Source organism: Stenotrophomonas maltophilia R551-3 (assembly GCF_000020665.1).
Classification (GTDB): domain Bacteria; phylum Pseudomonadota; class Gammaproteobacteria; order Xanthomonadales; family Xanthomonadaceae; genus Stenotrophomonas; species Stenotrophomonas maltophilia_L.
Window position 1 is genome coordinate 612,581 of the sequence record NC_011071.1, and the last position, 24,409, is coordinate 636,989.

The 24,409-nt window shown below is 67.5% G+C and carries 23 protein-coding genes; 9 read left to right on the plus strand and 14 right to left on the minus strand.

Annotation, left to right across the window (positions count from 1 at the left end; translation table 11 throughout):
- Positions 1-14: 14 nt before the first annotated feature.
- Positions 15-602 carry an alpha-ketoglutarate-dependent dioxygenase AlkB family protein gene (locus SMAL_RS02660; RefSeq protein ID WP_012509996.1) on the plus strand — a complete coding sequence of 196 codons (588 nt, stop codon included), beginning with the start codon at positions 15-17 and terminating at the stop codon, positions 600-602.
- A gap of 71 nt (positions 603-673) precedes the next feature.
- Here SMAL_RS02660 and SMAL_RS02665 read toward each other — a convergent pair whose 3' ends face one another.
- The 4 genes from SMAL_RS02665 to SMAL_RS02680 are packed head-to-tail and all read right to left on the minus strand — an operon-like array spanning position 674 to position 4,192.
- Positions 674-1,315 carry an ABC-type transport auxiliary lipoprotein family protein gene (locus tag SMAL_RS02665; RefSeq protein ID WP_012509997.1) on the minus strand — a complete coding sequence of 214 codons (642 nt, stop codon included), beginning with the start codon at positions 1,313-1,315 and terminating at the stop codon, positions 674-676.
- Positions 1,312-2,238: an MlaD family protein gene (locus tag SMAL_RS02670; RefSeq protein ID WP_012509998.1), complete on the minus strand. Its 927-nt coding sequence runs from the start codon at positions 2,236-2,238 to the stop codon at positions 1,312-1,314. The genes SMAL_RS02665 and SMAL_RS02670 overlap by 4 nt, the downstream gene beginning before the upstream one ends.
- 3 nt (positions 2,239-2,241) lie before the next feature.
- The gene (locus SMAL_RS02675; RefSeq protein WP_012509999.1) at positions 2,242-3,069 is read right to left on the minus strand and encodes an ABC transporter ATP-binding protein; all 828 of its coding nucleotides are present in this window, start codon (positions 3,067-3,069) and stop codon (positions 2,242-2,244) included.
- A gap of 1 nt (position 3,070) precedes the next feature.
- Positions 3,071-4,192, minus strand: a complete 1,122-nt coding sequence (locus tag SMAL_RS02680; RefSeq protein WP_012510000.1) for an ABC transporter permease — start codon at positions 4,190-4,192, stop codon at positions 3,071-3,073.
- Positions 4,193-4,284: 92 nt separating this feature from the next.
- Here SMAL_RS02680 and SMAL_RS02685 point away from each other — a divergent pair, with 92 nt between their 5' ends.
- Positions 4,285-5,544, plus strand: coding sequence for a threonine/serine exporter family protein (locus tag SMAL_RS02685; RefSeq protein WP_004142069.1), 1,260 nt, complete (start codon positions 4,285-4,287; stop codon positions 5,542-5,544).
- Between the two features lie 130 nt (positions 5,545-5,674).
- On the opposite strand, the gene SMAL_RS02690 is transcribed toward SMAL_RS02685, so the two are convergent.
- The 3 genes from SMAL_RS02690 to SMAL_RS02700 form a co-directional block, all read right to left on the minus strand.
- A complete protein-coding gene (locus SMAL_RS02690; protein WP_004142140.1) occupies positions 5,675-6,058 on the minus strand; it encodes an H-NS histone family protein in 384 nt (127 codons plus the stop codon).
- Between the two features lie 222 nt (positions 6,059-6,280).
- Complete coding sequence (locus tag SMAL_RS02695; protein ID WP_012510001.1) at positions 6,281-7,984, minus strand: proline--tRNA ligase; 1,704 nt, start codon at positions 7,982-7,984, stop codon at positions 6,281-6,283.
- A 593-nt stretch (positions 7,985-8,577) separates the two neighbouring features.
- Positions 8,578-8,952 carry a DUF4124 domain-containing protein gene (locus tag SMAL_RS02700; protein ID WP_012510002.1) on the minus strand — a complete coding sequence of 125 codons (375 nt, stop codon included), beginning with the start codon at positions 8,950-8,952 and terminating at the stop codon, positions 8,578-8,580.
- An 80-nt stretch (positions 8,953-9,032) separates the two neighbouring features.
- Here SMAL_RS02700 and pssA point away from each other — a divergent pair, with 80 nt between their 5' ends.
- Genes pssA through rimI form a run of 3 tightly spaced genes read left to right on the plus strand, consistent with a single transcriptional unit; the run spans position 9,033 to position 10,803 of the window.
- Positions 9,033-9,809 (plus strand): CDP-diacylglycerol--serine O-phosphatidyltransferase, encoded by a 777-nt coding sequence (pssA, locus tag SMAL_RS02705; protein WP_004142286.1) that lies wholly within the window; start codon positions 9,033-9,035, stop codon positions 9,807-9,809.
- Complete coding sequence (locus tag SMAL_RS02710) at positions 9,806-10,309, plus strand: hypothetical protein (protein ID WP_004142287.1); 504 nt, start codon at positions 9,806-9,808, stop codon at positions 10,307-10,309. The genes pssA and SMAL_RS02710 overlap by 4 nt, the downstream gene beginning before the upstream one ends.
- The gene (gene rimI, locus SMAL_RS02715; protein ID WP_004142288.1) at positions 10,306-10,803 is read left to right on the plus strand and encodes a ribosomal protein S18-alanine N-acetyltransferase; all 498 of its coding nucleotides are present in this window, start codon (positions 10,306-10,308) and stop codon (positions 10,801-10,803) included. The genes SMAL_RS02710 and rimI overlap by 4 nt, the downstream gene beginning before the upstream one ends.
- A gap of 67 nt (positions 10,804-10,870) precedes the next feature.
- Here the strand turns inward: rimI and SMAL_RS02720 are convergent, their stop codons facing one another.
- The 5 genes from SMAL_RS02720 to SMAL_RS02740 all read right to left on the minus strand — a co-directional run bounded on the left by SMAL_RS02720 (position 10,871) and on the right by SMAL_RS02740 (position 16,845).
- Positions 10,871-11,692: an EamA family transporter gene (locus SMAL_RS02720; RefSeq protein ID WP_012510003.1), complete on the minus strand. Its 822-nt coding sequence runs from the start codon at positions 11,690-11,692 to the stop codon at positions 10,871-10,873.
- Between the two features lie 93 nt (positions 11,693-11,785).
- Positions 11,786-14,614: a valine--tRNA ligase gene (locus SMAL_RS02725; RefSeq protein WP_012510004.1), complete on the minus strand. Its 2,829-nt coding sequence runs from the start codon at positions 14,612-14,614 to the stop codon at positions 11,786-11,788.
- A 33-nt stretch (positions 14,615-14,647) separates the two neighbouring features.
- Positions 14,648-14,839 (minus strand): YqaE/Pmp3 family membrane protein, encoded by a 192-nt coding sequence (locus SMAL_RS02730; RefSeq protein ID WP_012510005.1) that lies wholly within the window; start codon positions 14,837-14,839, stop codon positions 14,648-14,650.
- A gap of 19 nt (positions 14,840-14,858) precedes the next feature.
- Entirely contained in the window at positions 14,859-15,284 is a 426-nt protein-coding gene (locus SMAL_RS02735) for a DNA polymerase III subunit chi (protein WP_005415211.1), read from the minus strand.
- Between the two features lie 82 nt (positions 15,285-15,366).
- Positions 15,367-16,845, minus strand: a complete 1,479-nt coding sequence (locus tag SMAL_RS02740; RefSeq protein ID WP_004142473.1) for a leucyl aminopeptidase — start codon at positions 16,843-16,845, stop codon at positions 15,367-15,369.
- Between the two features lie 104 nt (positions 16,846-16,949).
- Between SMAL_RS02740 and lptF the strand changes: the two genes are divergently transcribed.
- Both lptF and lptG read left to right on the plus strand, forming a co-directional pair.
- Entirely contained in the window at positions 16,950-18,032 is a 1,083-nt protein-coding gene (gene lptF, locus SMAL_RS02745) for an LPS export ABC transporter permease LptF (protein WP_012510006.1), read from the plus strand.
- Positions 18,029-19,135: an LPS export ABC transporter permease LptG gene (gene lptG, locus SMAL_RS02750; protein ID WP_004142518.1), complete on the plus strand. Its 1,107-nt coding sequence runs from the start codon at positions 18,029-18,031 to the stop codon at positions 19,133-19,135. The genes lptF and lptG overlap by 4 nt, the downstream gene beginning before the upstream one ends.
- Before the next feature lie 82 nt (positions 19,136-19,217).
- On the opposite strand, the gene SMAL_RS02755 is transcribed toward lptG, so the two are convergent.
- On the minus strand, positions 19,218-19,709 hold the full coding sequence (locus SMAL_RS02755; protein WP_012510007.1) for an RDD family protein: 492 nt from the start codon (positions 19,707-19,709) through the stop codon (positions 19,218-19,220).
- Between the two features lie 56 nt (positions 19,710-19,765).
- On the opposite strand from SMAL_RS02755, the gene xerD reads away from it, so the two are divergent.
- Both xerD and SMAL_RS02765 read left to right on the plus strand, forming a co-directional pair.
- Positions 19,766-20,743 (plus strand): site-specific tyrosine recombinase XerD, encoded by a 978-nt coding sequence (gene xerD, locus SMAL_RS02760; protein ID WP_012510008.1) that lies wholly within the window; start codon positions 19,766-19,768, stop codon positions 20,741-20,743.
- Positions 20,744-20,843: 100 nt separating this feature from the next.
- On the plus strand, positions 20,844-21,635 hold the full coding sequence (locus tag SMAL_RS02765) for a DsbC family protein (protein ID WP_012510009.1): 792 nt from the start codon (positions 20,844-20,846) through the stop codon (positions 21,633-21,635).
- A gap of 121 nt (positions 21,636-21,756) precedes the next feature.
- On the opposite strand, the gene SMAL_RS02770 is transcribed toward SMAL_RS02765, so the two are convergent.
- The gene (locus SMAL_RS02770) at positions 21,757-23,868 is read right to left on the minus strand and encodes a glycosyl hydrolase family 18 protein (protein ID WP_012510010.1); all 2,112 of its coding nucleotides are present in this window, start codon (positions 23,866-23,868) and stop codon (positions 21,757-21,759) included.
- Between the last annotated feature and the right edge of the window lie 541 nt (positions 23,869-24,409).

The window sequence follows — 24,409 nt, forward strand, 5'->3', positions numbered from 1 at the left end:
GCTACTGTGCTGGCATGCTCTTCCCCCACGACCTGCCCGATGCCGAAGTCCAGCACTTGCCCGGTTGGTTACCGGCGGGCGAGGCCGATGCATTGCTGCTGGCGCTTCGGGCCGAAGTGCCTTGGGAGGTGCATCGCATCCGCATGTTCGGCAACTGGGTGGATTCGCCGCGGTTGAGCTGCTGGATAGGCGATCCGCAGGCCCGTTACCGCTATTCCGGTGCTGAATTCGTGCCGCATCCGTGGCCGCTGTCGCTACAGGGCGTACGTGAGCATCTGGAAACCGAAGGTCTCGGCCGCTTCAACAGCGTGCTGCTGAACCGCTATCGCGGCGGTGGCAACTACATGGGCTGGCACAGTGATGACGAACCCGAACTGGGGCCGTCGCCGGTGATTGCCTCACTGAGCCTGGGCGCAGCGCGGCGCTTCCTGCTGCGCCGTCGCGATGACCCGGCGCGGAAGGCCGAATTCCTGCTTGGCCATGGCGATCTGCTGGTGATGGCGGGGCAGACGCAGAGGTTCTACCAGCACGCGTTGCCGAAGATGGCGCGGGTGCAGGGTGAGCGCATCAACCTGACCTTCCGCTGGATTACGCCGCGCTGAGGAATTTGGGGTCAGTGACGTGGGGTCAGAGCCCTTTCCCGAGGGGGAAAGGGATCCGACCCCTGGTGCGTTCAGCGGGTCACGGTCGGTTGGTCGGCCTGCCCGCTCTGCAGCGTCCAACCGACCACATCCTGCGCCAGCTGCTGCAGGCCACGCTCGAACGCGGCAGTGACCGCCGGCACATCGGTGCTGCCGACCGGCTGCGACTGGCGGAAGGTACGGTCAGCGACCACGCGCTGGTCGGCGACGTGGATCAGCTTGGCGTTGACCTCGATCACCACCGTCGGCGTCGCCTGGCCCTGGTAGTCCGATTCGAAGCGGCGCACGTCGGTGGACAGCTTGTAGTCGGCGCGGATGCCGGCGGTGCTGCGTGCCACGCCACGGATCCGGCCGGAATCCTCGAAGCCGCGCAGCAGGGTGTCTTCGATCATGTCGGTGGCCGGCTGCGCCCAGCTGGCCCCCTTGTAGATCTCCAGCTGCGATGGCGTCGGCCGCACGTTGATGCGCGGGCTGTCGACCATGCGTGCGGCGCTGGGCTTGGCCAGCACCAGCTGCCAGCTGGCCTGCGGCCACGCCGGGTCGGCCTTCACCTGCACCGAGGGCGAGTAAAGCGTCACCGCGGTTTTCTCGCTGCTGCCGAGGATGGAGCAGCCGCCCAGCAGGGCGAGCATCGAAGTGGCCAGCAGCAGGCGCGGAAGGGTGGTCGGGCTCATTGGGGTTCGAACTCCTTCGGGGCGTCGCGGCCAAGCAGGTAGCGCGCGGGGTTGTTCTCGAGGCGGTCGCTGACCCGGCGCAGGTCGCGGATCAGCCCGCGCAGTTCGGTCAGCGTCGGGCCCAGCTGGCCGAGACCGTCGTTGGCGAAGCTGTTGATCGCGGCGCGGTTCTCGCCAAGGATCGAATCGGCGTTGCCGGCGGCCGAGTCGAGCTTGACCAGGGTGCCGTCGAGCTTGTCGATGATGCCCGGCAGCTGCTGCACCAGGTTCTTGTCCAGGCGCTCGATGGTGCCGTTGGTAGTCTTCAGCGTGGTGTCGAGGCTGCGCGCGGCATCGCGAGCGCTGAGCAGCAGCGCCTGGGTACCCTGGTCGCGGTCAGCCAGGCCGCCGCTGATGGTTTCCAGGTTGGCCAGTGTTGCGTTGATGGACGCCACGTTGCGGTCGCTGAGGATCTGGTCCATGCGCTCGACGATGCGGTTGGCCACATCGGTGATGTTCTGCAGGGCCGACGGTGTGGTCGGGATGATCGGTGCCGGGTCCTTGTTGACCGTGGTCAGCGCCGGCGACTGCGGCGTGCCGCCACTGAGCTGGATGATCGACGGGCCGGTCAGGCTGGTGATCGCCAGCTTGGCACGAGTATCGGTCTTCACCGGCGTGGTCGAGTTCAGGCGGATGCGTGCGACCACCTGGCGCGGGTCATCCGGTACCAGGTTCAGTTCGATGATCGAACCGACCGCGATGCCGTTGTACTGCACCGGGCTGCCGACCGACAGGCCGGTGACCGCCTCGCGGAACACCACGCGGTATTCCTGCCAGGTGCGGTCGGAGGAGTACTTGGCGGCCCACAGGCCGAAGGCCAGCAGGGCCAGGCCGGTGATCAGGGTGAACGCGCCGATCAGCACGTAGTTGGCTTTGGTTTCCATGGCTCAGGCACTCTCGATCTGTTCGCCGCGGGCGGCACGCGCGCGCGGTCCGTGGAAATACTCCTGGATCCACGGATGGTCCAGTTTCTCGATCTCCGGCAGCGGCGCATTGGCCACCACCTTGCGGTCGGCGATCACCGCCACCCGGTCGCAGATCGCGTACAGGGTGTCCAGATCGTGGGTGATCAGGAACACGGTCAGGCCCAGTGCTTCCTGCAGGGTCTTGATCAGGCGGTCGAAGGCCGCCGCGCCGATCGGGTCCAGTCCAGCAGTGGGTTCATCCAGGAACAGCAGCGGCGGGTCCAGGGCCAATGCACGGGCCAGGCCGGCACGCTTGCGCATGCCACCGGACAGCTGCGAGGGCAGCTTGTTGATCGCGTCGGCGGGCAGGCCGGCCAGCTTCACCTTCAGCAGCGCCAGTTCGTAGTGCCAGCGCTCGGGCAGTTCGCGGTGGTGCTCCTTCAGCGGTACCTGCACGTTCTCGCCCACCGTCAGCGACGAGAACAGCGCGCCGTCCTGGAACAGCACGCCGGTGTTGCGTTCGATGTGCAGGCGGCTCTCGGCATCGTCGGCGCGCGCATCGCGGCCGAGCACTTCGATCTGCCCGGCATCGGGCACGCGCAGGCCGAGGATCGAGCGCATCAGCACCGATTTGCCGGTGCCCGAACCACCCACCACGCCGAGGATCTCACCGCGGCGCACGTCCAGGTCCAGGTCCTCGTGCACGGTCTGGCTGCCGAATCGATTGACCAGGCCACGCACGCGGATGGCGAGGTCGTGGCCGTCATCGTCGCGCATGGGCACTTCTTCGGGTGTCGGATGCGTGCTCATGTCACCAGTCCATGTGCATGAACCACAACGCCGCGAAGGCGTCGATGATGATCACCAGCGAGATCGTCTGCACCACGCTGGAGGTGGTGCGCTCGCCGACCGACTGCGCCGTGCCTTCGACCTTCAGGCCTTCCAGGCAGCCGATCAGGCCGATCACCAGCGCGAACACCGGCGCCTTGGACAGGCCCACCAGCATGTGCCGCACTTCCATCGTGTCGTGCATGCGGGCGATATACATCTGCGGTGGAATATCCAGGTCGAATGCGCCCACCGTGATGCCGCCGGCCAGGCCGGCGACCATCGCGATGAAGGTCAGCAGCGGCAGCGTGACCAGCAGCGCGAACAGCCGTGGCAGTACCAGCAGGTCGATCGGGTCCAGGCCCAGTGTGCGCATCGCATCGATTTCCTCGCGCGCCTTCATCGCACCGATCTGCGCGGTGAACGCGCTGGCAGTGCGGCCGGCCAGCACGATCGCGGTCAGCAGCACGGCGAACTCGCGCAGGAAGGCGATGTTGACCAGCTCGACCACGTAAATCTCGGCGCCGAAATCGCGCAGGATGGTCGAGCCGAGGAAGGCGATCACCGCGCCGACCAGATAGGACAGCAGCGCCACCAGCGGTACCGCATCCAGCCCGACCTGCTCCATCTGGTGCACGGTGGCGGTCAGGCGGAAACGGCGGGGTTCCTTCACCAGGCGCGCGGCCTTGACCAGGTTCTCGCCGAGGAAACTGCACAGCGCCTTGATGTTGTGGCCGGTGGCATGGACGCTGACACCCAACCGTTCCAGCGCGGCCAGCACGCCGAAATCGCGCTTGGGCTTGGGCCGGTCGTCGGCCACTTCCTCGATGGTGCACACCAGCGCCTGGTGATCCGGACGGAACTGCAGCGCGTCCTCGCCGAGGTCGGCGCGATGGGCCACGCGCAGCACCTGCAGCACGCCCGCCGAATCCATCTTCTCGATGCCGGTGGCATCGATGCCGGTCAAGGTGTCGGGAACGTCGCGCAGGACTTCGGCCGCGGCCAGCGCGGTCTTCAGGGTCCAGGTGCCGGACAGGCGGATCAGGCCCGGGTCATGGGCATCCTGTTCGAGCTGGGGGGCGTGGTTCGGGGTCACTTGGGCCATTCGGGTCGCAGCATAACCGTTCTGTATCGGGCTTCGCGTCGAACTCGGATGAATTTCTCCGGTAAGCCCCAGCCTAGGTAATACTACGGCGCATGTCCGCAGACGCTCACACGATCCCCACGCCCCAGGCCACCTACGCACAGCGCGTGGCCTTTGTTTCCGAGATCGCCGGACGCCTGCACAGCTATGGCACAACGGCTCAGCGCCTGGAAACGGCGGTGGTGGCACTGGCCCGCCAGCTCGATCTGGATTGTGAACCGTGGTCGAATCCCACCGGTATCATTCTCAGCTTCAGCGACCCGGCGCAGGCGATCGGCTCCAGTGACATCACCCGCGTGATCCGCCTGGCGCCCGGTGAAAACGATCTGCACAAGCTCAGCGTCGCCGACCATATCGCCGAGGAAGTGGCCAACGGGCGGATGAGCATCGCCCAGGGCCACACCGCGCTGCGCCAGCTGGACAAGGATCCGGGCCGCCGCGGCAAGCTGCGCACCATCCTTTCGTTCACTCTCGGTGCGGCCGGCGTGGCCGGCATGTGGAAGCTGCCGTGGCTGGACATCGCCACCGCCGGTGTCATCGGCCTGATGATCGGCCTGCTCGGCATGGTCACCGATCGCCGCCCGGCCACCCGCGAGGCAGCCGAGGCACTGGCTGCGCTGCTGGCCGGCCTGGTGGCCACGCTGGTGGCGTCCTTCGTCGGCGCGCTCAACCTCAATACGGTGATCATCGCCTCGCTGGTGGTGCTGCTGCCAGGCATGTCGCTGACCAACGCGGTCAACGAGCTGGCCAGCCAGCACTGGGTGTCGGGTACCGCGCGCTTTGCTGGGGCGTTGACCACCATCATGAAGCTCAGCGTCGGCGCAATGATCGCGGTGACCCTGGCCGACGTGCTCGGCCTGGATCCGGTGATCCGTGCGACGCGCCCGCAGGGGCCATGGGTCGAGTGGGGTTCGCTGCTGACCGCGGCCTTCGCTTTCGCGATGCTGTTCAAGGCCAACCGTCGCGACTATCCGTGGGTGATCGCCGCCTCGGTGGCCGGCTATGCGATCTCCAAGTTCGGCGGCCATGCCTGGGGTGCGCCGGCCGGCATCTTCCTGTCGGCGATGCTGCTGACCGCCGGTGGCAACCTGTTCGGGCGCCTCGTTGGCCGCCCGGGCGCGATCATCCGTCTGCCCGGCATCATCATGATGGTGCCCGGCAGCACCAGCCTGCGCGGCGTGCTGACCCTGGTCCAGCAGCAGGACGTAGGCGCCGGCCAGAGTGTGTTCCTGACCGTGCTGAACGTGGTGATGGCGCTGGTTGCTGGCCTGCTGTTCGGCAACCTGCTGATGCCGGCCCGCAAGACGCTGTGATCAGGCGGTAGCGCCGGGCCATGCCCGGCGGATCGGGGAACCAACCGCTGCGCTCGCCGGGCATGGCCCGGCGCTACCTAAAAAAAACGCCGGCTTTCGCCGGCGTTTTTCATTGCATCCCGATCCGGCCTCAGGCCTTCTTGATCAGGAAATCTTCCGGCTTCTTGTTGCCCTTGGCGGTCAGTTCGGCCATCCAGCGCGGCTGCTTGCCGCGACCGGTCCAGGTTTCCTTCGGATTGGCCGGGTTGCGGTACTTCGGGGCAACCTTGCCCAGCTTGCGGCCGGCGGTCTTCGACGGTGCCTTGGCGGCCTTGGCCACTTTGCGCGCGCGCGGGGCCGGGGCATCGCCGAACAGTTCCTCGATGGTGTAACCCTCGGTCTTGGCCAGCTTGATCAGCTGGGCCCGGACCTTGGTGATCGGCCGGCGCTTGGCGACGATGGTCTGCTGCTTCTTGGCGGTGCGGATCAGGGCGCCCAGCTCGCGTGCCGACAGGCCGGTCAGGTCAATGCTCATTTACGGTTACTCCGGAAACTAATGTGTGGACGGGACGAGCCAGTCCATGGCGTCGGCGGACAGAATAGTGATGAATTAATCAGAGCACAAATGCAGGCAGGACAGGGCTTGGCGGCATGCCGGCTGCATTGCGTCGATTTTGACCGGATTATGTCCGCTGCAATATCGATCAGATGAACACAACGCAAAAAAAGACCGGGGCATGCCCCGGTCTTTTCTTGATCAACCCTGCAGGCGCTGCAGCAGGGTGGCCTTGTCCAGGCTTTCCGCTTCGCTGGCGCGGCGCGAGCGGTACTCGTAGGTACCGGCGGCCAGGCCACGTTCGCTCACCACCACGCGGTGCGGGATGCCGATCAGTTCCATGTCGGCGAACATCGCGCCCGGGCGCAGGCCACGGTCATCGAGCGCCGCGTCCAGGCCCGCATCGCGCAGTTCCTGCAGCAGGTTGGTGGCGGCGTCGGCCACGGCGGCGTCCCCCTTCGGGTTGATCACGCACACCACCACCTGCCACGGCGCCATCGCGTCCGGCCAGATGATGCCGGCATCGTCATGGTTCTGTTCGATCGCGGCAGCCACCACGCGCGAGATGCCGATGCCATAGCAGCCCATCGCCATCACCGCGGCCTTGCCATTCTCGTCCAGCACGGTGGCATCAAGCGCTCGGGCGTACGTACGGCCGAGCTGGAACACGTGACCGACTTCGATGCCACGGGCGATCTTCAGTTCACCACCGTCCAGCGCGCGGTCACCGGCACGCACGTTGCGGATGTCGGCCACTTCCGGTTCCGCCAGATCGCGGCCCCAGTTGACGCCGGCCAGGTGGAAACCGGCTTCGTTGGCGCCGACGACGAAGTCGGACATCGCCGCCACTTCGCGATCAGCCACCACGCGGATGGCCTTGGCCGGCGCAATCGGGCCGAGGAAGCCCGGCACGCTGCCCAGGTGCTCGGCGATTTCCGCCTCACTGGCGAAGCGCTGTTCATCCAGGCCGGCAACCTTGGCCAGCTTGATCTCGTTGACCTCGTGGTCACCGCGCACCAGCACCAGCACGAACTGCTGTGCTTCGCCTTCGCCGGCGATCAGCGCCACCGACTTCACCGTGCGCTGCAGGTTGATGCCGAGCAGGGCCGCGACATCCTCGCAGGTCTTCTGGGTGGGGGTATCGACCTTGCGCATGGCTTCGCTGGCGGCCGCACGCGGTGCCGGATCGGCGGCAATCGCCGCTTCCATGTTGGCCGCGTAGTCCGAGCCGGTGGAGAACACCAGCGCATCTTCGCCGGAATCGGCGATCACGTGGAATTCCTGCGAGGCGTCGCCACCGATCGCACCGGAGTCCGCCTGCACCATGCGGAAATCCAGGCCGAGGCGGGTGAAGATGCGGCTGTAGGCCGACTTCATGTTCTCGTACTCGCGCACGAGGCACTCATCGTGCAGGTGGAACGAGTAGGCGTCCTTCATCAGGAATTCGCGTGAACGCATCACGCCGAAGCGCGGGCGGATCTCGTCGCGGAATTTGGTCTGGATCTGGTAGAAGTTGACCGGCAGCTGCTTGTAGCTGGACAGCTCGCTGCGCGCGAAGTCGCAGGCGGCTTCCTCGGCGGTCGGGCTGTAGCAGAAGGTCTGGTCCTTGCGGTCCTTGATCTTCAGCAGCTGCGGGCCGAACTTCTGCCAGCGGCCGGTCTGCTCCCACAGTTCCTTCGGCTGGATGGTCGGGATCTGGAATTCCACGGCACCGGCACGGTCCATTTCCTCGCGGACGATGCGTTCAACCTTGCGCAGCACGCGCAGGCCCAGCGGCGACCAGGTGTACAGGCCGGATGCGAGCTTGCGGATCATGCCCGCGCGCAGCATCAGCCGGTGGCTGGTGAGCTCGGCGTCGCTGGGGGTTTCCTTGGTGGTGTGCAGGTGGAACTGGGAGAGGCGCATCGGCGGCTTCGGATAACGGCAGAGACGCCTATTCTGCCAGCCCGGCCGGGGTGGGGGGTACTGGCAGGGCTGCGCCCTGCACCCGCCTCAAGCAACGTCAACTGCAACAGCAACAGCGGGTTTCCCGTGGGATGGCGGGGTGGGTCCGGTTGCGGGAGACGCCGTAAACCCGTCCATGGGGGCTTGGCCGCGGCATCCATGCCGCGGACACTCCCGCAACCGGACCCACCCCGCCTTCGACAGTTTCCCGCGATCTGCCCGCATTTCTGTAGAGCCGAGCCATGCTCGGCTGCTGTTCGATCAATTCTCGAAACATTCGATTTCCATGGAGATTCATCCACGCATGGCGTGGATCTACTGTGTCGACCAAGGTCGACACCTACCAACAGCCGCCGGAACCTGTCGAAGGCAGGGCACTGTGGGTTTGCGGGGTGTGAGCCGCATGGATGCGGCGACCAAGCCCCCATGGACGGGTTCACGGCGGCCCCGCAAACCCACAGTGCCCTGCCATCCCCCAGGAAGCCGCTCTGGCATTTGACGTTGCCCTTGCTATTGCCTCTGCGGGTGCAGGGCTGCAAGCCCTGCCGATACCCTCACTCCGCCGGGCAGTAGGCCTTGATGGCGGCTTCAGCCAATCCCTTCTGCGCGCTGCGCTGCTCCTGGGTCAACGCGGTATCGGCCTTGCCGTCGCCGTTGGTGTCCTGCATGACGGTGCCGGTGCTGTCCAGCAGGGCCAGGTTGGCGCGGGCGGTGCTGCACTGCTCGGGCACCGGCGCGGCGGGGGTCTCGGCGCTGGCCGCTGCCTGCGGGCTGCGGGCCTGCTCGCGGGTCTCGAACTTCTTGCCCGCCGGCGGGGTCTCCGAATACTGGGTCACGCCATTGGCGTCCTTCCATTTATAGACCGGGCCGGCCACGGCGTTGGCACTGGCCAACAGCAGCAGGCATCCAAGGCAGGACAGGGCACGCATGGCAAACTCCACGGAATGGGCGTAGAACGCCGATTGCAGCATTGCCGCCGACCACTGGCAAGTCGATTAAACTGGATTCCATGGACCCGATCACACCGCCGCCGCGCTCGCGCACGATTTACCTGCTGCCCAACCTGTTCACCACCGCCGGCCTGTTCGCTGGCTTCTACGCGATCATCGCCGCGGCCAACGGGGATTTCGTCAACGCCAGCATCGCCGTGTTCGTCGCGGCGGTGATGGATGGCCTGGACGGGCGCGTGGCGCGCCTGACTGGCACCAGCAGCGAGTTCGGCGTGCAGTACGACTCGCTGGCCGACCTGGTCAGCTTCGGCATGGCCCCGGCGCTGGTGATGTACCACTGGTCGCTGTCGTGGCTGAAGTTCGATGACCCGCTGCTGGGGCGCGTCGGCTGGGCCGTGGCCTTCCTGTATGCCGCCTGCGCGGCACTGCGCCTGGCCCGCTTCAATACCCAGGTGGCAGTCGTCGACAAGCGCTGGTTCGTCGGCCTGGCCAGCCCGGCCGCGGCCGGCCTGATGATGTCCTTCGTCTGGGCCTTCGCCGATGGCAACCTGGGCTGGGACGGCAACCAGCTGCGCTACGTGGCGCTGGCGGTGACGATTGTCTCCGCACTGCTGATGGTCAGCCGCATCCGCTTCTGGAGCTTCAAGGGCGGTGCCGCCAAGGGCGGCCGTTCGGACCGGGTGCCATTCCTGGTGCTGGCACTGGTGCCGGTCGCCATCGCCATCGCGGTGATCGATCTGCCGCGCGTGCTGTTTGCGGTCGGCATCCTGTACGCGCTGTCCGGCCCGGTGATGTGGGCGGTGCAGCGCCTGCGCAAGAAGCCCGAGGCCGCGTGAGCCAGGACCTGCCCGTGCTGTGGTCATCGGCCCAGCAGGCCTGGCTGCAGGCCATGGGCTACACCGTCTATCATGACGGCCAACTGGCCGCCGAACTGGACGCCGCGCTGCAGTTGAGCGTGGCCGAAGCCGAGGCCGCACAGCCGGCGGAACCGGCGCGGGCGAGCAGCCCAATCGCGCGCGAGCACCCCGCCGAAGCCGTCCCCGCGCCCCGTGCGGAACGCCCGGCTCCGCCGCGCCGCGAGACGCCGGTCAGCGCACCGGATACGGCGCCTGCACCGGCCCGGCCGCTGCCCAGCGGCAATGCGCGGCAGCCGGTCGTGCGCCTGCCGGATCGCCTGCAGATCGCGTTGTTGCGCGCGTCCGGCTGCAATCCCAACGACCCGGCCACACAGACCCTGATGGAGAGTTGGCCGCTGGACCAGCTGCGTCACGATCCGGCCGCCAAACGCGCGCTGTGGCCGCAGCTGCGCGCCCTGCGCAAGCGGGGCATGCCGTGAGTGCGGTCCGGCAGCCCGGTCCGGTCAGCCTGCGCGCGCTGCGCGAGAGCGACCTCACGGTGGTGATGGCGATCGAGGTGCGCGGTTATCCGTTTCCGTGGACCCGCGGCATCTTCGTGGATTGCCTGCGTGCCGGTTACCCCGGCCTGGCCATGGAGCGTGACGGCGAGCTGATCGGCTACGGCATGCTCAGCATCGCCGCCGACGAGGCACATGTCCTCAACATCTGCATCGATCCGTTGACGCAGTCGCGTGGCCTGGGTCGCCAGTTGCTGCGCGCACTGGTGCAACTGGCCGGCGACCGTGGCGCGCAGCGTGTGTTCCTGGAAGTGCGGCCTTCGAATACACCGGCACTGGCGCTGTATCACAGCGAAGGCTTCAACGAGATCGGCCGTCGCCCGCGCTACTACCCGGCGGCACAGGGCCGCGAGGACGCGGTGGTGATGGCGATCGAACTGGTCCACGGCGACCTGCAGGCGATGCCGCCGCTGTAACGAAGAAGGGTTGCCGGCCAGCGGCCGGCACTACCGGTAGCTGCCAACCTTGGTTGGCACGTCTTGCTCACGCCAACCGCAACGCCAACACGCCGCCCACGATCAGCGCCGCCGCCAGCCAGCGCGCGCGCGGAATCCGTTCGCGCAGCAGGAACACCGAGATCAGCAACGCGAACAGGATCGACGATTCGCGCAACGCGGAGACCATCGCCACCGGTGCCTGAGTCATTGCCCATAGCGCCATCGCGTAAGAGGCGGTGGTGCCGGCGCCGCCGGCCAGCCCCAGCGGCCAATGCTGCCGCGCATAGTCCAGCACCGCGCCGCCGCGGGTGTACAACGCCCACAGTGGTAGCGGAATGCCTGACAGCAGGAACAGCCACAGCGTGTAGCTGAGTGCGCTGCCGGACTGGCGCGCGCCCTGCGCATCGACCAGGGTGTAGGTGGCGATCATCGCCGCGGTCAGCAGCGGCAGGCGCAGCTGGCCGCCACGCGCACCCAGTGCCATGCACAGGATACCGGTGCTGACCAGCACCACGCCCAGCCACGCTGCAGGCGACAGCTGCTCGCCCAGCAGTGTGCCCGCCAACGCGACCAGGATCGGCGCGCTGCCACGCATCAGCGGGTAGGCCAGGCTCATGTCGACCTGCTGGTAACAACGTGCGACCAGCCCGTAATAGGTCACCTGCAGCAGCACCGAAGCGGCCAGCCATGGCCAGCTGTGCGCGGCGGGGAAGGGCAGGAAGGGCAGGGCAGCGGCGGACAGCAACGCGGCGCTGCCGGTGACCAGCACGGTGCCGAGGAACTTGTCCGGCCCGCGCTTGACGATCGCGTTCCAGCTGGCGTGCAGGGCTGCAGCGGCGAGAACCAGCAGGAAGATGGAAAGCGGCATCCAGCGATGATGCCATGCGCGCGAAATGTAGAGTCGAGCGGGGCTCGACTCTACAAAAGGAAACGCCGGGCAGTACCCGGCGCTTCCCGGCGCTTACAGCTTCGCGCGCTGCTCGCGCAGGCCGGCCAGCTGGGTGTTCCAGTCGACCAGGCGCACGCGTTCCTGCTCGACCACGGCCGGCGGCACCTTGTCGGTGAACTTGGCCAGCTTGGTCTCGCTCTTTTCCTTTTCGACTTCGACGCGGGCGATTTCCTTGTCCAGGCGCACGCGCTCGGCATCGAGATCGACCAGGCCTTCCAGCGGCACCAGCAGCTTCAGCTCACCGACGATCGCGGCGGCGGCCGGCGGTGCGCTTTCGCCTTCGGCCAGCCACTGGATGCTGTCCAGCTTGAGCAGGAACGACAGCGAGGCGCTGAAGCGTTCGATGCGCACGCGGTCCTGCTCCAGGCCGGCCTGCAGGCGCAGCGGCACCTGCTTGGACGGGGCGACGTTCAGTTCGCTGCGCACGCGACGCACCGCACTGATCACCGCCTTCAGCCATTCCACGTCGGCCTCGGCCTGGGCGAAATCGCCTTCGAACTCGGCGGCGGTCGGGTACGGGCGCAGCGACAGCGTGGTTTCGGCCAGGCCCAGTCGCGGGGCCAGCTGCTGCCACAGCTGTTCGGTGATGAACGGCGTGAGCGGGTGCAGCAGGCGCAGCAGCGCTTCCAGCACGTACAGCAGGGTGTGGCGGGTGCTTTCGGCGTCGGCGGCATCGGCACCGTTCAGCGCCGGCTTGCTCAGTTCCAGGAACCAGTCGCAGAACTCGTTCCAGGCAAACTCGTACAGGCACTGCGCCAGCAGGTCGAAGCGGTAGTTGGCGTAATGGCCCTGGGCCTCGCTGGACACGGCCGCAAGGCGCGAAAGGATCCAGCGCTCGGCATCGGTACGCGGGGTCGGCATGCCGGTGAACGCTGCACCCTCGGTGTTCATCAGGGTGAAGCGGCTGGCGTTCCACAGTTTGTTGCAGAAGTTCTTGTAGCCCTCGGCGCGGTTCATGTCGAACTTGATGTCGCGGCCGTGGGTAGCCAGCGCGGCGATGGTGAAGCGCAGCGCATCGGCACCGTGGGCGGCGATGCCGTCCGGGAATTCCTTGCGGGTGGCCTTCTCGATCTTCTCCACCATCTTCGGCTGCATCAGGCCGCCGGTGCGCTTGGCAACCAGGTCGTCGATGCTGATGCCGTCGATGATGTCCAGCGGGTCGAGCACGTTGCCCTTGCTCTTGGACATCTTCTGGCCCTGGCCGTCGCGGATCAGGCCGGTGAAGTAGACGTCCTTGAACGGGATCTTCCCGACCAGGTTGTCGGTGGCCATGATCATGCGCGCCACCCAGAAGAAGATGATGTCGAAGCCGGTGATCAGTACCGACGACGGCAGGTAGCGGTCGAAGCCGCGCTCGGCCATGGCCTGCTCGTTCGGCCAGCCCAGGGTGGAGAACGGCCACAGCTGCGAGGAGAACCAGGTCTCCAGCACGTCGCTTTCCTGGTTCAGCACCACGTCGCTGCCCAGGCTGTGCTTTGCGCGCACTTCCTCTTCGCTGCGACCGACGTAGCAGCTGCCGGTGGCTTCGTCGAACCACGCCGGAATGCGGTGGCCCCACCACAGCTGGCGGCTGATGCACCAGTCCTGGATGTTGTTCATCCAGTGGCGGTAGGTGTTGATCCAGTTCGGCGGCACGAAGGAAATGCTGCCGTCTTCGACCAGCTCCAGGCCACGCTTGGCCAGGTCGTCCATCTTCACGAACCACTGGTCGGTCAGGTACGGCTCGATCACCTGGCCGGTACGGTCGCCGCGCGGCACCTGCAGCTTGTGCGCCTTGGTCTCGACCAGGATGCCCAGGTCTTCCAGCTCGGCCAGCACGGCCTTGCGCGCGGCGTAGCGGTCCAGGCCCTGGAAGCGCTCCGGCGCGTTCTCGTTCAGCGCTGCCACCGGAGTGAACAGGTTGATCATCGGCAGGCTGTGGCGCACGCCCACTTCGTAGTCGTTGAAATCGTGGGCCGGGGTGACCTTGACCACGCCAGTGCCGAAGGCGCGGTCCACGTAATCATCGGCGATCACCGGCACGCGGCGGCCGGTCAGCGGCAGCACCACGCTCTTGCCGATCAGGTGCGCATAGCGGGCGTCTTCCGGATGCACCATCACCGCGGTATCGCCCAGCAGGGTTTCCGGACGGGTAGTGGCCACCACCAGGTAGTCGCGGGTTTCGCGCAGGGTTTCCACGCCGTCGGCATCGCGCTCGACGTGCTCGTAGCTCAGGCCGTCATCCAGCGTGTAGGCGATCGACCACAGGAAGCCGTCTTCCTCGGCGCTCTCCACTTCCAGGTCGGAGATGGCGGTCTTCAGCACCGGATCCCAGTTGACCAGGCGCTGGCCGCGGTAGATCAGGCCCTGCTCGTACCAGCGCACGAAGGCTTCGTTCACCGCCGCCGAAGGCTGCGGATCCATGGTGAAGGTGCTGCGCGACCAGTCGGCCGAGGTACCGAGGCGGCGCATCTGGCGTTCGATGATGTCACCGGACTGCTGCTTCCACTCCCAGACCTTGCCGATGAAGCCCTCGCGACCCAGCGAATCGCGGGTCTCGCCCTTGCCTTCCAGCGCCAGGTTGCGGCTGACCACCATTTCGGTGGCGATGCCGGCGTGGTCGGTACCCACCTGCCACAGCGTGTCGTAGCCGCGCATGCGGTGGTAGCGCACCAGTGCATCCATCAGGGTCTGCTGGAAGGCATGGCCCATGTGCAGGGTGCCGGTCACGTTCGGCGGCGGCAGCAGGATGGTGTACGGCTCGCCCGTGCCGGACGGCTTGAAGTGGCCGGCCTTCTCCCAGGCCTCGTAGAGGTCGGTCTCGAAGGACTTCGGGTCGTAGCTGGAGGCGAGTTGGGTCATGCGGGGCAACCGGTAATCAAGGCGGAAGGGAGATCAGCGCGGCCCGAGGGCGCGCCGGATCTTCTGGTCGGTGTGGTACTGGCTGACCGCGTAGGCGGCCCAGATCGCGGCGGGCAGCCAGCCGATCAGGGTGATCTGCAGGATCAGGCAGACGATGCCGGCAAACGGCCGGCCGATGGTGAAAAAGGACAGCCAGGGAAGAATCAGGGCGATCAGCAGGCGCATCAAGGGGTCCTCGCTGGACTTACATGTCGTGCTTGTTCAGGTCGTAACCGGCGGCCTTGTACTGGCGCCAGCGCTCGCGCAGCGGTTCGCGCGCTTCCGGGTCGGCCGGGACCACTTCCAGCACGCGCTCGCACTGTCCCAGCCAGGGTTCGTCGCGCAGGTTGATCACCAGCGGGCGGGCCGGCGCTTCAGTGCCGGGCACGGCGATCAGCACCAGGGCCTCTTCCTCGTCCATGTCTTCGCCGGCGATCTGGTGCGGGATGTAGGCATCGTTGTCGAACGCCCACAGCAGTTCGTCCAGCTCCTCGGCCTGGGCCTGGTCGCGGGCCAGCACCAGGGTGAACAACCCGGCGTCGTTGGCCTTGCGCGCCAGCTCGCAGACCAGGCGCAGCGGCTCGGTCAGGAAGCGGGGCTTGGCGATCAGGTAGAAGTCGGCGCGGGGCATGGCAGGATCCGGGTCAGGCAGGGGCCCGGCGCTGCCGGGCGAGGCCCTGGCCGGCGGGCGCCGGCCAGGGTCGGGTACGGCATCAGGCGCGGGCGGCCTGGTCCAGCAGCCACTGGCTCAGCAGGCCGACCGGGCGGCCGGTGGCCATGCCACGCTTGCCTTCATCGCTGGCCACACCGGCGATGTCCAGGTGGGCCCAGCGCTGGCCTTCGGCGAAGCGCGACAGGAAGCAGCCGGCGGTGATCGCACCGGCCCAGCGGCCGCCGATGTTGTAGACGTCGGCGAAGGTCGAATCCAGCATCGGCTGGTATTCGTCCCACAGCGGCAGGCGCCAGGCGCGGTCGAACACCTGCTCGCCGGCGGCCAGCAGCTCATTGGCCAGGTCGTCGTGCTTGCTCATCAGGCCGGCGGTCTGGTGGCCGAGGGCGACCATGCAGGCACCGGTCAGGGTGGCGACGTCGACCAGCGCGGCCGGCTCGAAGCGCTGCGCGTAGGTCAGGGCGTCGCACAGGATCAGGCGGCCTTCGGCGTCGGTGTTGCCCACTTCGATGGTCTTGCCCGACATCGAGGTGATCACGTCGGACGGACGATAGGCGTTGCCGTCGATGGCGTTTTCGACCGCCGGCACCACCACCACCAGGTTCAGCGGCAGCTTGGCCTTGACCGCAGCGACGAAGGTGCCGATGACGTTGGCGCCACCGCACATGTCGTACTTCATCTCTTCGATGCCGCCCTGGGTCTTCAGGTTGACGCCACCGGTATCGAAGGTGATGCCCTTGCCGACCAGCACGTACGGCTTGGCATCGCCGCCATTGTTCCACTTCAGCACGACCAGGCGCGGGCGGTTGGCCGAGCCACGGGCCACGGCGAGCAGCGAGCCCATGCCCAGCGCTTCCATCTGGTGCTCGTCGAGGATCTCGGCTTCGGCACCGTCGTGCTCGCCGGCGAACTTCACGCCGACCTCGGCCAGGTAGGCCGGGGTGCAGTAGTTCGGCGGCAGGTTGCCCAGCTCGCGGGCGAACTCGACACCGGCGGCGATGGCCTGGCCCTGGGCCAGGGCCTGCGCGTCGTCACCGGCGATGGCCAGCTGGGCCAGGCCGGCGTCGTCGGCCTTCTTCTTGCCCAGGGTAGCGGTGTAGCGGTAGGCGGCGTGATCGGCGGCGATCACCGCCTGGCGGATCGCCCAGGCCGCATCGCGGTCCTTCACTGCCACTTCGGACAGGGTGAACAGTGCGCTGCGGACAGCGCCGGCCTTCAGCGCGCGTACGGCATCGCCGACCGCCTTCAGGTACTGCGGCACGCCGAAACGGGCCGCTTCGCCCAGGCCGACCACCAGTACGCGCGGGGCGGTCACGCCCGGCAGGTCGTGCAGCAGGGTGGTCGCGCCGGTCTTGCCGGACAGGTCGCCACGCTGGGCCAGGGCGGCCAGGCGGCCACCGCTGGCGGCATCCAGTGCCTGCGCGGCCGCAGTCAGGGTATGGTCGGCATAGGCGCCGACGACCAGGCAATCAACGGCGGCCGAAGCCGCGGCGAGGTGGTTCAGGGTGAATTCGAGAGCCATTGAGCAGATTCCATTGGCAAGTCCGTACAATCGCGGACCGTTTACGCCCAGACAGTAGACTGGGCGGCACCGCGAACGAACCCCAGAGTTTAAACCACCGCCCCATGTTGAAGCTCGACCGATACCTGCTGGGCGATTTCGTCCAGAGTTTCCTGGCTACCCTGATCGTCCTGCTGGTGGTCAGCGTGGGCGGCGTGCTGGTGGACATCCTCGGCAACATCGCCGATGGGCGCCTGCCGGCCAAGCTGCTGTTCTCTCAGCTGGGCCTGCAGTTCATCGCCTACCTGCCGCTGATCCTGCCGCTGGCGCTGATGCTGGGCCTGCTGCTGGCGGTCGCCCGCCTGTACCGGGACTCGGAAATGGCGGTGATCACCGCCATTGGCGTGGGCCCCAAGCGCCTGCTGCGGCCGCTGCTGATGCTGGTGCTGCCGGTCGTGGCCCTGGTGGGGGCCTGCTCACTGTGGCTGGGGCCCTGGGCCGGGCGGGTGGCCGAGCAGATGATCATCGAGGCCAACCGCAGCGTGCTGATGGCCGGACTGGAGCCGGGCCGGTTCACCCCGCTGCCCAATGGCGGCGTGGTCTACCTGTCCTCGATCTCGCCCGATGGCACCCGGCTGGGCAGGGTGTTCCTGCAGCGGCAGAAGGACGACCGCCTCGAGGTGGTGTCTGCCGCCGGGGGCCGGATGTTCTTTGAAGGCGCCCGCCAGCGCTTCCTGGAGCTGGATGATGGGCACCAGGTGGAGGGCCCGGTAGCGGGTGGGCTGGACTACCGCCTGGCGACCTTCGCGCGCAACGACGTGGCCCTGCCCGACGGTGCGCAGACCCGTACCGAGAACGATCCGGAGCTGATGCCGACCACGAAGCTGTTCGGTGATGCCCGGCCCGAGGCACAGGCACAGCTGCATCGCCGGCTGGCCCCGCCGCTGATCGCACTGGCCTTCGCCCTGTTGACCGTGCCGCTGGGCCGCAGCTCTCCGCGCCAGCAGCGCTATGGACGGATGATGCTGGCCCTGCTGGCCTACATGGTTGGCACCAACCTGATGTTCATCGGCAGTGGCTGGATCGCCACCGGCAAGATTCCGGCCGCGCTCGGCCTGTGGTGGCTGACCCTGCCGTTGCTGGGGCTGGCGATCTGGATGTATGCACGTGATGGCCGCCTGGGCCGGCCGAAGGGAGCCCACGCATGAGGCTGCGCCCGATGCGTTTCGATCTGTACCTGGGCCAGTCGGTATTCACGACGGTGCTGTTGACCTGGACGGTGCTGGTCGGCCTGGACGTGGTGATGGCCTTCTCCGGCGAGTTCAAGGACATCGGCAAGAACGGCTACTCGCTGGGCCATGCCGCAGCCTGGGTGCTGTACACGGTGCCGCGGCGGGCCTACACCTTCTTCCCCACCGCTGCGGTGATCGGCGCCCTGATGGGCCTGGGCCAGCTGGCGGCGACCTCCGAACTGACCGCGCTGCGCGCGCTGGGGCTGTCGCGCAAGCGCCTGAGCGTGTCGGTGGCGATTGCGCTGTCACTGCTCACCGCAGTGATGGTGCTCAGCGCCGAAACGCTGGGACCCTGGGGCCAGGATCGAGCCGATGCGCTGAAGTCCAGCGCCAAATGGGGCCAGGACATTTCCACTGCACGCTACTCCGGGCTGTGGGCGCGGGAGGGCGACACCTTCCTCAGCGCCGCCGGTGGCGAAGAGCAGCTGGTGGGTGACAAGGGCACGCGGTTGATCCTGCGCGACGTGCGCCTGTACCGCATCGCCGAGGACGGACAGATCGCCTCGTTGACCCACGCGGCCACCGCCGAGCACGACAACGATGGCTGGGTGTTGACCGGTGTGCGCCGGGATACGTTCGGCGAACGTTCGGCCACGCGCGAGGAAGTGGCGCGCGAGCCGTGGAATTCCAAGCTGGATGCCGGCGCGCTGGCGACCGGTATCGCCAAGCCGCGCAACCTCAGCGTGGCCGAGCTGCGTACCAGCATCGAGTACCGCGAACGCAATGGGCTGGATGCGCGCGACTATGAGGATGTGTACTGGAGCCGCTGGTTCTACCCGGTGAACGTGCTGGCGCTGTGCCTGGCGGCGGTGCCGTTCGCATTCGGCTCGCTGCGCAGCGGCGGCATGGGCAAGCGCCTGTTCCTGGGCATCCTGTTCGCGCTGGGCTTCTGGTTGCTGCAGCTGTTCTTCGGCCGCATGGCCGGCGCGTTGAAGTTCGATTACCGCATTGCCTATGCGCTGCCGCCGATCGTGATGCTGGCGATATCCGGACTGCTGTTCCGGCGCAAATCGGGCTGATTCCGGTAGCGCCGGGCCATGCCCGGCGGAGGTTTGCGGTAACCCACGTCCGCCGGGCATGGCCCGGCGCTACCAGGGCAATTCACCGCTTCGGCATGCGCACCAGCCGCGTGCCACTGGCACGGTCGTGCCAGGTCAGCCGCTGGCGGTCGATCAACGCCCACCAGAAGCCGATGCCGCCCAGCAGCAGCGACAGCGTGCCCACTGCGAAACGCAGCCACAGCTGCCTGCGTCGTAGCGGCGTGCCATCGCTTGATTCCAGCTTCAGCCGCCACGGCCGCATGCCCAGTGTCTGCCCGCCACGGCGCCAGCTGGCGGTGGCGTACCACCCGGTGATCGCCCAGCACACCGCCCACAGCAGCCACTGCCAGGCACTGAACGGTGCGATGTTCTCGCGCTGGGTGTGGCCATCAAGGGTGTAGGCGATGGTGAACAGTGTGCCGGCCAGCATCCACAGGGCCAGCACCGGCAACGTGTCGTAGACCATCGCCAGCGTGCGCCACAGCAGCAGTGCGCGCGGGCGGGGCATCTCGGTGGTGGCCGCAGTGGCCGTGTCGGTGGCAGGGCGGGACATGCGCCGAGCATACGCAATGCTGGCCGCATCCGCAGTCGCCCTCGTATCCTGCACGCATGGCCCCTGTTTCCACCCCCGCCGAACGCCGCCAGCTGGTGCAGCAACTGCCCGAGCTACGGGCCGATGACAGCCTGCGCATCCAGCGCTTCCTCGATGCGATCTGGGCCGAGAACGGCCTGGCCCGCGCCACCCTCGACAGCTACCGGCGCGACCTGGAAGGGTTGGCACGCTGGACCGATGGGCGCGAGGGTGGCCTGGCCGGCATTGAACGTCCCGGGTTGTTCGACTACCTGGCGTGGCGTACCCGGCATGGCTGGTCGCCGCGCAGCAACGCGCGCCTGCTGTCGGCGCTGCGCGCGTTCTTCGCTGATGGTGTGCGCCGGGGCGATCGCAGCGAGGACCCCAGTGCACTGCTGGATCCGCCGAAGCTGCCGAGGCTGCTGCCCAAGGCGTTGGCCGAAAGCCAGATCGACGCACTGCTGGCGGCGCCGGACATCGACAGCCCGCTGGGCCTGCGCGATCGCGCCATGCTGGAGCTGATGTATGCCGCCGGGCTGCGCGTTAGCGAGCTGGTGCTGCTGCCGGCCACGGCGGTCAACCTGCGCCAGGGAGTGTTGCGGGTCACCGGCAAAGGCAGCAAGGAACGGCTGGTGCCGTTGGGCGAGGAGTCGCAGCATTGGCTGGAGCGCTATCTGCAGCAGTCGCGGCCGCAGCTGGTTGGCAAGGGCAAAGTGCAGGCCTTGGCCGATGGGCAGACACCGTTGTTCATCGAGCCGACGCTGCATGCGTTGACCCGGCAGGCGTTCTGGCACCTGGTCAAGCGCCACGCACAGGTGGCCGGCATCGATCCGGCACGGATCAGCCCGCATGCCCTGCGCCACAGCTTCGCCACCCACCTGCTCAACCGGGGCGCGGATCTGCGCGCGCTGCAGATGCTGCTGGGCCACAGCTCGCTGTCGACCACCCAGATCTACACGCTGGTGGCGCGCGAACACCTGCAGAAACTGCACGCCCGCCATCACCCGCGCGGCTGAGCAGGGGCCTGAACCCTTGCCGCGAGCCCTGCCTGCCATCGCGGCCTGGCAGCGGCGGCTGTGTCAGAATCCGGGGTCTTCTTCTGTCGCGGACCGCTCCATGCTCCGATTTGCCATCGCCGCCGTGTTCGGTGCGCTCAGCCTGACTGCCTGCGCCCAGCCGGCCCCGCCGGCCGCCAAGGCACCTGCTACCGCTGCTGCGGCCAAGGCTGCCAGCCCGGCTGCCAACGGCTCGGCCGACCAGGCCGTGCGTGCCGCGCTGACCGCGCTCAATCCGGGTTTCGAAGTGGATTACATCGGCGCCGCGCCGTTCCCCGGCTTCCGCGAAGTGGTGGTCTCCGGCCAGCTGCTGTACGTGTCCGATGACGGTCGCTACCTGTTCCAGTCGCAGCCCTACGACACCCGCGCCAAGGGTCCGGCCAACAGCGAAGGCCTGCTCGGCTACCGCCGCGATCTGCTGGCCAAGGCCAACCACGGTGACCGCATCGTGTTCGCTGCGCCCAATGCCAAGTACACCATCAGCGTGTTCACCGACATCGAATGCGGCTACTGCCGCAAGCTGCACCAGGATATCGCCGAGCTCAACCGCAACGGCATCAGTGTCGAGTACCTCGCGTTCCCGCGCATGGGCCTGGGCAGCAAGGACTACACCGACATGATCTCGGTCTGGTGTGCGGCCGATCGTCGCCAGGCGCTGACCAGCGCCAAGCGCGGTGGCAGCGTGCCGGCGAAGAGCTGCACCAACCCGGTGGCGATGCAGTACGCACTGGGCCAGCAGCTGGGCGTGAACGGTACCCCGGCGATCTTCGCCCCGGACGGTACCCAGCTGGGCGGCTACCTGCCGCCGGCGCAGCTGCGCGCCGCGTTGGAAAAGCTGTCGGCCAAGCGCTGATCAGAACACCGCCGGGCATGGCCCGGCGCTACCGTGGAATGGCGGGTAACGCCGGGCCATGCCCGGCGGATGCATCATGCGAGCGAGGCCGGGGATGCAAGTCGCACCCCCGGCTTTTTTCTTATTGCAGGCCGTCACTGACCGCCTTGGTCAGCGTGCCCTGCGCATCGTCACCACTGAACTCCCAGACGAATGCGCCGCCCAGGCCCTGGGTCTTCACGTAGCCCATCTTGCGGGTGATGTTGGCCGGGGTGTCGAAGCTCCACAACGTGCTGCCGTTGTAGATCCAGGTGGCACCGGCGGTGTTGTCGGTGTAGCCCGGCCACGCCAGGTTCTTCAGCACCTTCCAGTCCTCGATGCCGGCTTCATACGTGCCCGGGGCGGCGCCGGTCGCGGTCTGGTACAGGCCGTTGTTGGCGTTGGCCACACCGGTCCAGCCACGCCCGTAGTAGCCGATGCCCAGGTTGAGCTTGGCGGCGGGCACGCCACGGCTGATGAAGGCCTCGATGGCGTCGTTGCTGTTGTAGAGCTTCTGGTCGCCGGTGGACGGATCATTCGGCGAATCGAACAGCGCCGACTGGTGATTGGTCTTCGCATCCCACGCGCCGTGGAAGTCGTAGGTCATCACATTGATGTAGTCCAGGTACGGGTGGTACGCGGCCGGATCGGTGACGCGGATCTTGTCGATGCCGGCACCCACCGCTACCGTCAGCAACAGGCCCGGACGCACCGCATCGAGCTGGCGGCGGAACTCGGCCATCAGCGCGGTGAAGTTGGCGTTGTCCTCCGGCTTGCCACATTCGATGCCGCAGGCCACCGGGTATTCCCAGTCGATGTCGATGCCGTCGAACACACCCAGGGCGGCACCGGCGCCACCGGCACCGTCGGTCACCGGCAGGTTGCCCTTGATGTAGGCGTCGATGCACGAGGCCACGAAGGCCTGGCGGTTTTCCGGGCGCGCCGCGCTGGAGAAGCCGCGCGACCAGGTCCAGCCACCCAGCGAGATCAGCACCTTCAACCCCGGGTGCTTGGCCTTGAGCTGCTTGAGCTGGTTCCAGTTGCCGCGCAGCGGCTGGTCCCAGGTATCGGCGCTGCCGCTCACGCTCTCGCCGGCACCGAAGGCCTTGGTGTAATCGGCGAAGGCATCACCACCGGCACCGCTGTTCGGATCCGACGGCTGGGTGATGCCCACTTCGCAGCGGTTGTTGCGCACGTTGCCGAAGGCGTAGTTGATGTGGGTCAGGCGTGCGGCCGAACCGCTGCTGTCGATGTTCTTGACCCGGTAGTTGCGGCCGTAGATGCCCCACTGGGTGAAGTAACCGATGACCCGCTTGCCGGTACCGCCGCCATTGCCGGCCAGCGTGGTGGCGCTGATTTCGGTGCCCTGTGCCGACGCATTGCCGGCGTTGTCGCGGGCGCGCACGCGGTAGCGGTAGGTGGTCGACGCGGTCAGCCCGCCATCGACATAGCTGGCGCTGGACGGCGAGCCGACCAGGCTGCCGTTGCGGTACACGTCATAGCCGGCCAGGCCGCTGCCACCGGTGTTGTCGGTGGACGGGCTCCAGCTCAGCGCGATGCTGTTGGCGGTGCGGGTGCCGACCGCCAGCCCGCCCGGCACGCTCGGCGCGGTGGTATCGCCACCGGCGGCGTTGACGGTGATGCTGATGGTCGCCGTGCTGGCGGTGGCGTTGTTGTTGTCGGTCGCCACCGCGCGCAGCGTGTGGCTGCCGGCGCTGGCATTGGCCCAGCTGGCGGCATACGGCGCATTGGTGGCCACGCCCAGTGAGCTGCCATCGCGGAAGAATTCGACCTTGGCGACGCTGCCATCCGCATCGCTGGCATTGGCGGTCACGTTGACCGTGCTGCCGGCGCTGAAGGTGGCGCCATTGGCCGGTGAGGTCAGGCTGACCACCGGCGGCTGGTTGCTGCCGCTGCCATCACAGGCACCGAGGTTGGTGTAGTAGGGCGCACCGGCCGGATGGTCCGGCGGCGCGTTCCAGATGTCCTGGTTCGCCCGATAGAGGACGCCTCCTTTCTGCAGGGTATCGCCGGCCCGGTAGATCTTGGCCTGGTCCCACTGGGCCACGCCGGCACAGCTGGCGGCCTGCGCCAGGCCGGGCAGGGCAACGGCCCCGGCAAGGGCCAGCAGCCAGGCCAGACGGCGCGGACGACAGCGGTGGAGGGAGCGTTCGGCACTGCGGACATCGGCACTCAGCACAAGCGGGTCGTACATGGTGTGTCTCCGATCGATCGGTTGGCGCGCGGGCCCGGATGGCGCCGCACGTAACGCAGGTCCGGACATCGCCCGGGAAGGCGGCGGAGGGGGACGGACGGAGGTACCTGGGAGGCCGGGGAGAGAGTCCGGCGCCAGGTGGGGACAACGTTGTCATCAATCGCGTGGTCAATCCGTGAGCAAGCGCATGGTTCCGGGATCCGGGCCAAGGGCGGCGCTGCGCGCGGTCGGCGGCCATCGGCGGAGCCCCCTCGTGGCGGGTCGAACTGCGAATTCATGGGCTTGGCCGGGCGGGTGGGCATCGCGGGGGACGCCGTAAACCCTTCCCTGGGGGCTTGGCCGCGGCATCCATGCCGCGGACACCCCCGCGATGCCCACCCGCCCGACCCTGGACAGTTTCCTGCGGGTGCCAGCCACGAAAGACAGAAGAAAAAAAACAAAAGCAAAAGCCGGTCGCTCCGCTCTTCATGCCTGATTTCTGATGTTCCCTGGTTGCCGGCCAGCGGCCGGCACTACCGGGGAGCATCCACGCATGGCGTGG

Excerpts from the sequence above, each read along its gene's own strand:
- SMAL_RS02770 (WP_012510010.1), bottom strand. The coding sequence starts at position 23,868 with ATGTACGACCCGCTTGTGCTGAGTGCCGATGTCCGCAGTGCCGAACGC.
- lptF (WP_012510006.1), top strand. The coding sequence starts at position 16,950 with ATGTTGAAGCTCGACCGATACCTGCTGGGCGATTTCGTCCAGAGTTTC.
- SMAL_RS02735 (WP_005415211.1), bottom strand. The coding sequence starts at position 15,284 with ATGCCCCGCGCCGACTTCTACCTGATCGCCAAGCCCCGCTTCCTGACC.
- SMAL_RS02765 (WP_012510009.1), top strand. The coding sequence starts at position 20,844 with ATGCTCCGATTTGCCATCGCCGCCGTGTTCGGTGCGCTCAGCCTGACT.
- SMAL_RS02660 (WP_012509996.1), top strand. The coding sequence starts at position 15 with ATGCTCTTCCCCCACGACCTGCCCGATGCCGAAGTCCAGCACTTGCCC.
- SMAL_RS02700 (WP_012510002.1), bottom strand. The coding sequence starts at position 8,952 with ATGCGTGCCCTGTCCTGCCTTGGATGCCTGCTGCTGTTGGCCAGTGCC.
- SMAL_RS02680 (WP_012510000.1), bottom strand. The coding sequence starts at position 4,192 with ATGGCCCAAGTGACCCCGAACCACGCCCCCCAGCTCGAACAGGATGCC.
- xerD (WP_012510008.1), top strand. The coding sequence starts at position 19,766 with ATGGCCCCTGTTTCCACCCCCGCCGAACGCCGCCAGCTGGTGCAGCAA.
- pssA (WP_004142286.1), top strand. The coding sequence starts at position 9,033 with ATGGACCCGATCACACCGCCGCCGCGCTCGCGCACGATTTACCTGCTG.
- SMAL_RS02730 (WP_012510005.1), bottom strand. The coding sequence starts at position 14,839 with ATGCGCCTGCTGATCGCCCTGATTCTTCCCTGGCTGTCCTTTTTCACC.
- SMAL_RS02720 (WP_012510003.1), bottom strand. The coding sequence starts at position 11,692 with ATGCCGCTTTCCATCTTCCTGCTGGTTCTCGCCGCTGCAGCCCTGCAC.
- SMAL_RS02740 (WP_004142473.1), bottom strand. The coding sequence starts at position 16,845 with ATGGCTCTCGAATTCACCCTGAACCACCTCGCCGCGGCTTCGGCCGCC.
- lptG (WP_004142518.1), top strand. The coding sequence starts at position 18,029 with ATGAGGCTGCGCCCGATGCGTTTCGATCTGTACCTGGGCCAGTCGGTA.
- SMAL_RS02675 (WP_012509999.1), bottom strand. The coding sequence starts at position 3,069 with ATGAGCACGCATCCGACACCCGAAGAAGTGCCCATGCGCGACGATGAC.
- SMAL_RS02755 (WP_012510007.1), bottom strand. The coding sequence starts at position 19,709 with ATGTCCCGCCCTGCCACCGACACGGCCACTGCGGCCACCACCGAGATG.
- SMAL_RS02695 (WP_012510001.1), bottom strand. The coding sequence starts at position 7,984 with ATGCGCCTCTCCCAGTTCCACCTGCACACCACCAAGGAAACCCCCAGC.
- SMAL_RS02665 (WP_012509997.1), bottom strand. The coding sequence starts at position 1,315 with ATGAGCCCGACCACCCTTCCGCGCCTGCTGCTGGCCACTTCGATGCTC.
- SMAL_RS02670 (WP_012509998.1), bottom strand. The coding sequence starts at position 2,238 with ATGGAAACCAAAGCCAACTACGTGCTGATCGGCGCGTTCACCCTGATC.
- SMAL_RS02690 (WP_004142140.1), bottom strand. The coding sequence starts at position 6,058 with ATGAGCATTGACCTGACCGGCCTGTCGGCACGCGAGCTGGGCGCCCTG.
- SMAL_RS02685 (WP_004142069.1), top strand. The coding sequence starts at position 4,285 with ATGTCCGCAGACGCTCACACGATCCCCACGCCCCAGGCCACCTACGCA.
- SMAL_RS02725 (WP_012510004.1), bottom strand. The coding sequence starts at position 14,614 with ATGACCCAACTCGCCTCCAGCTACGACCCGAAGTCCTTCGAGACCGAC.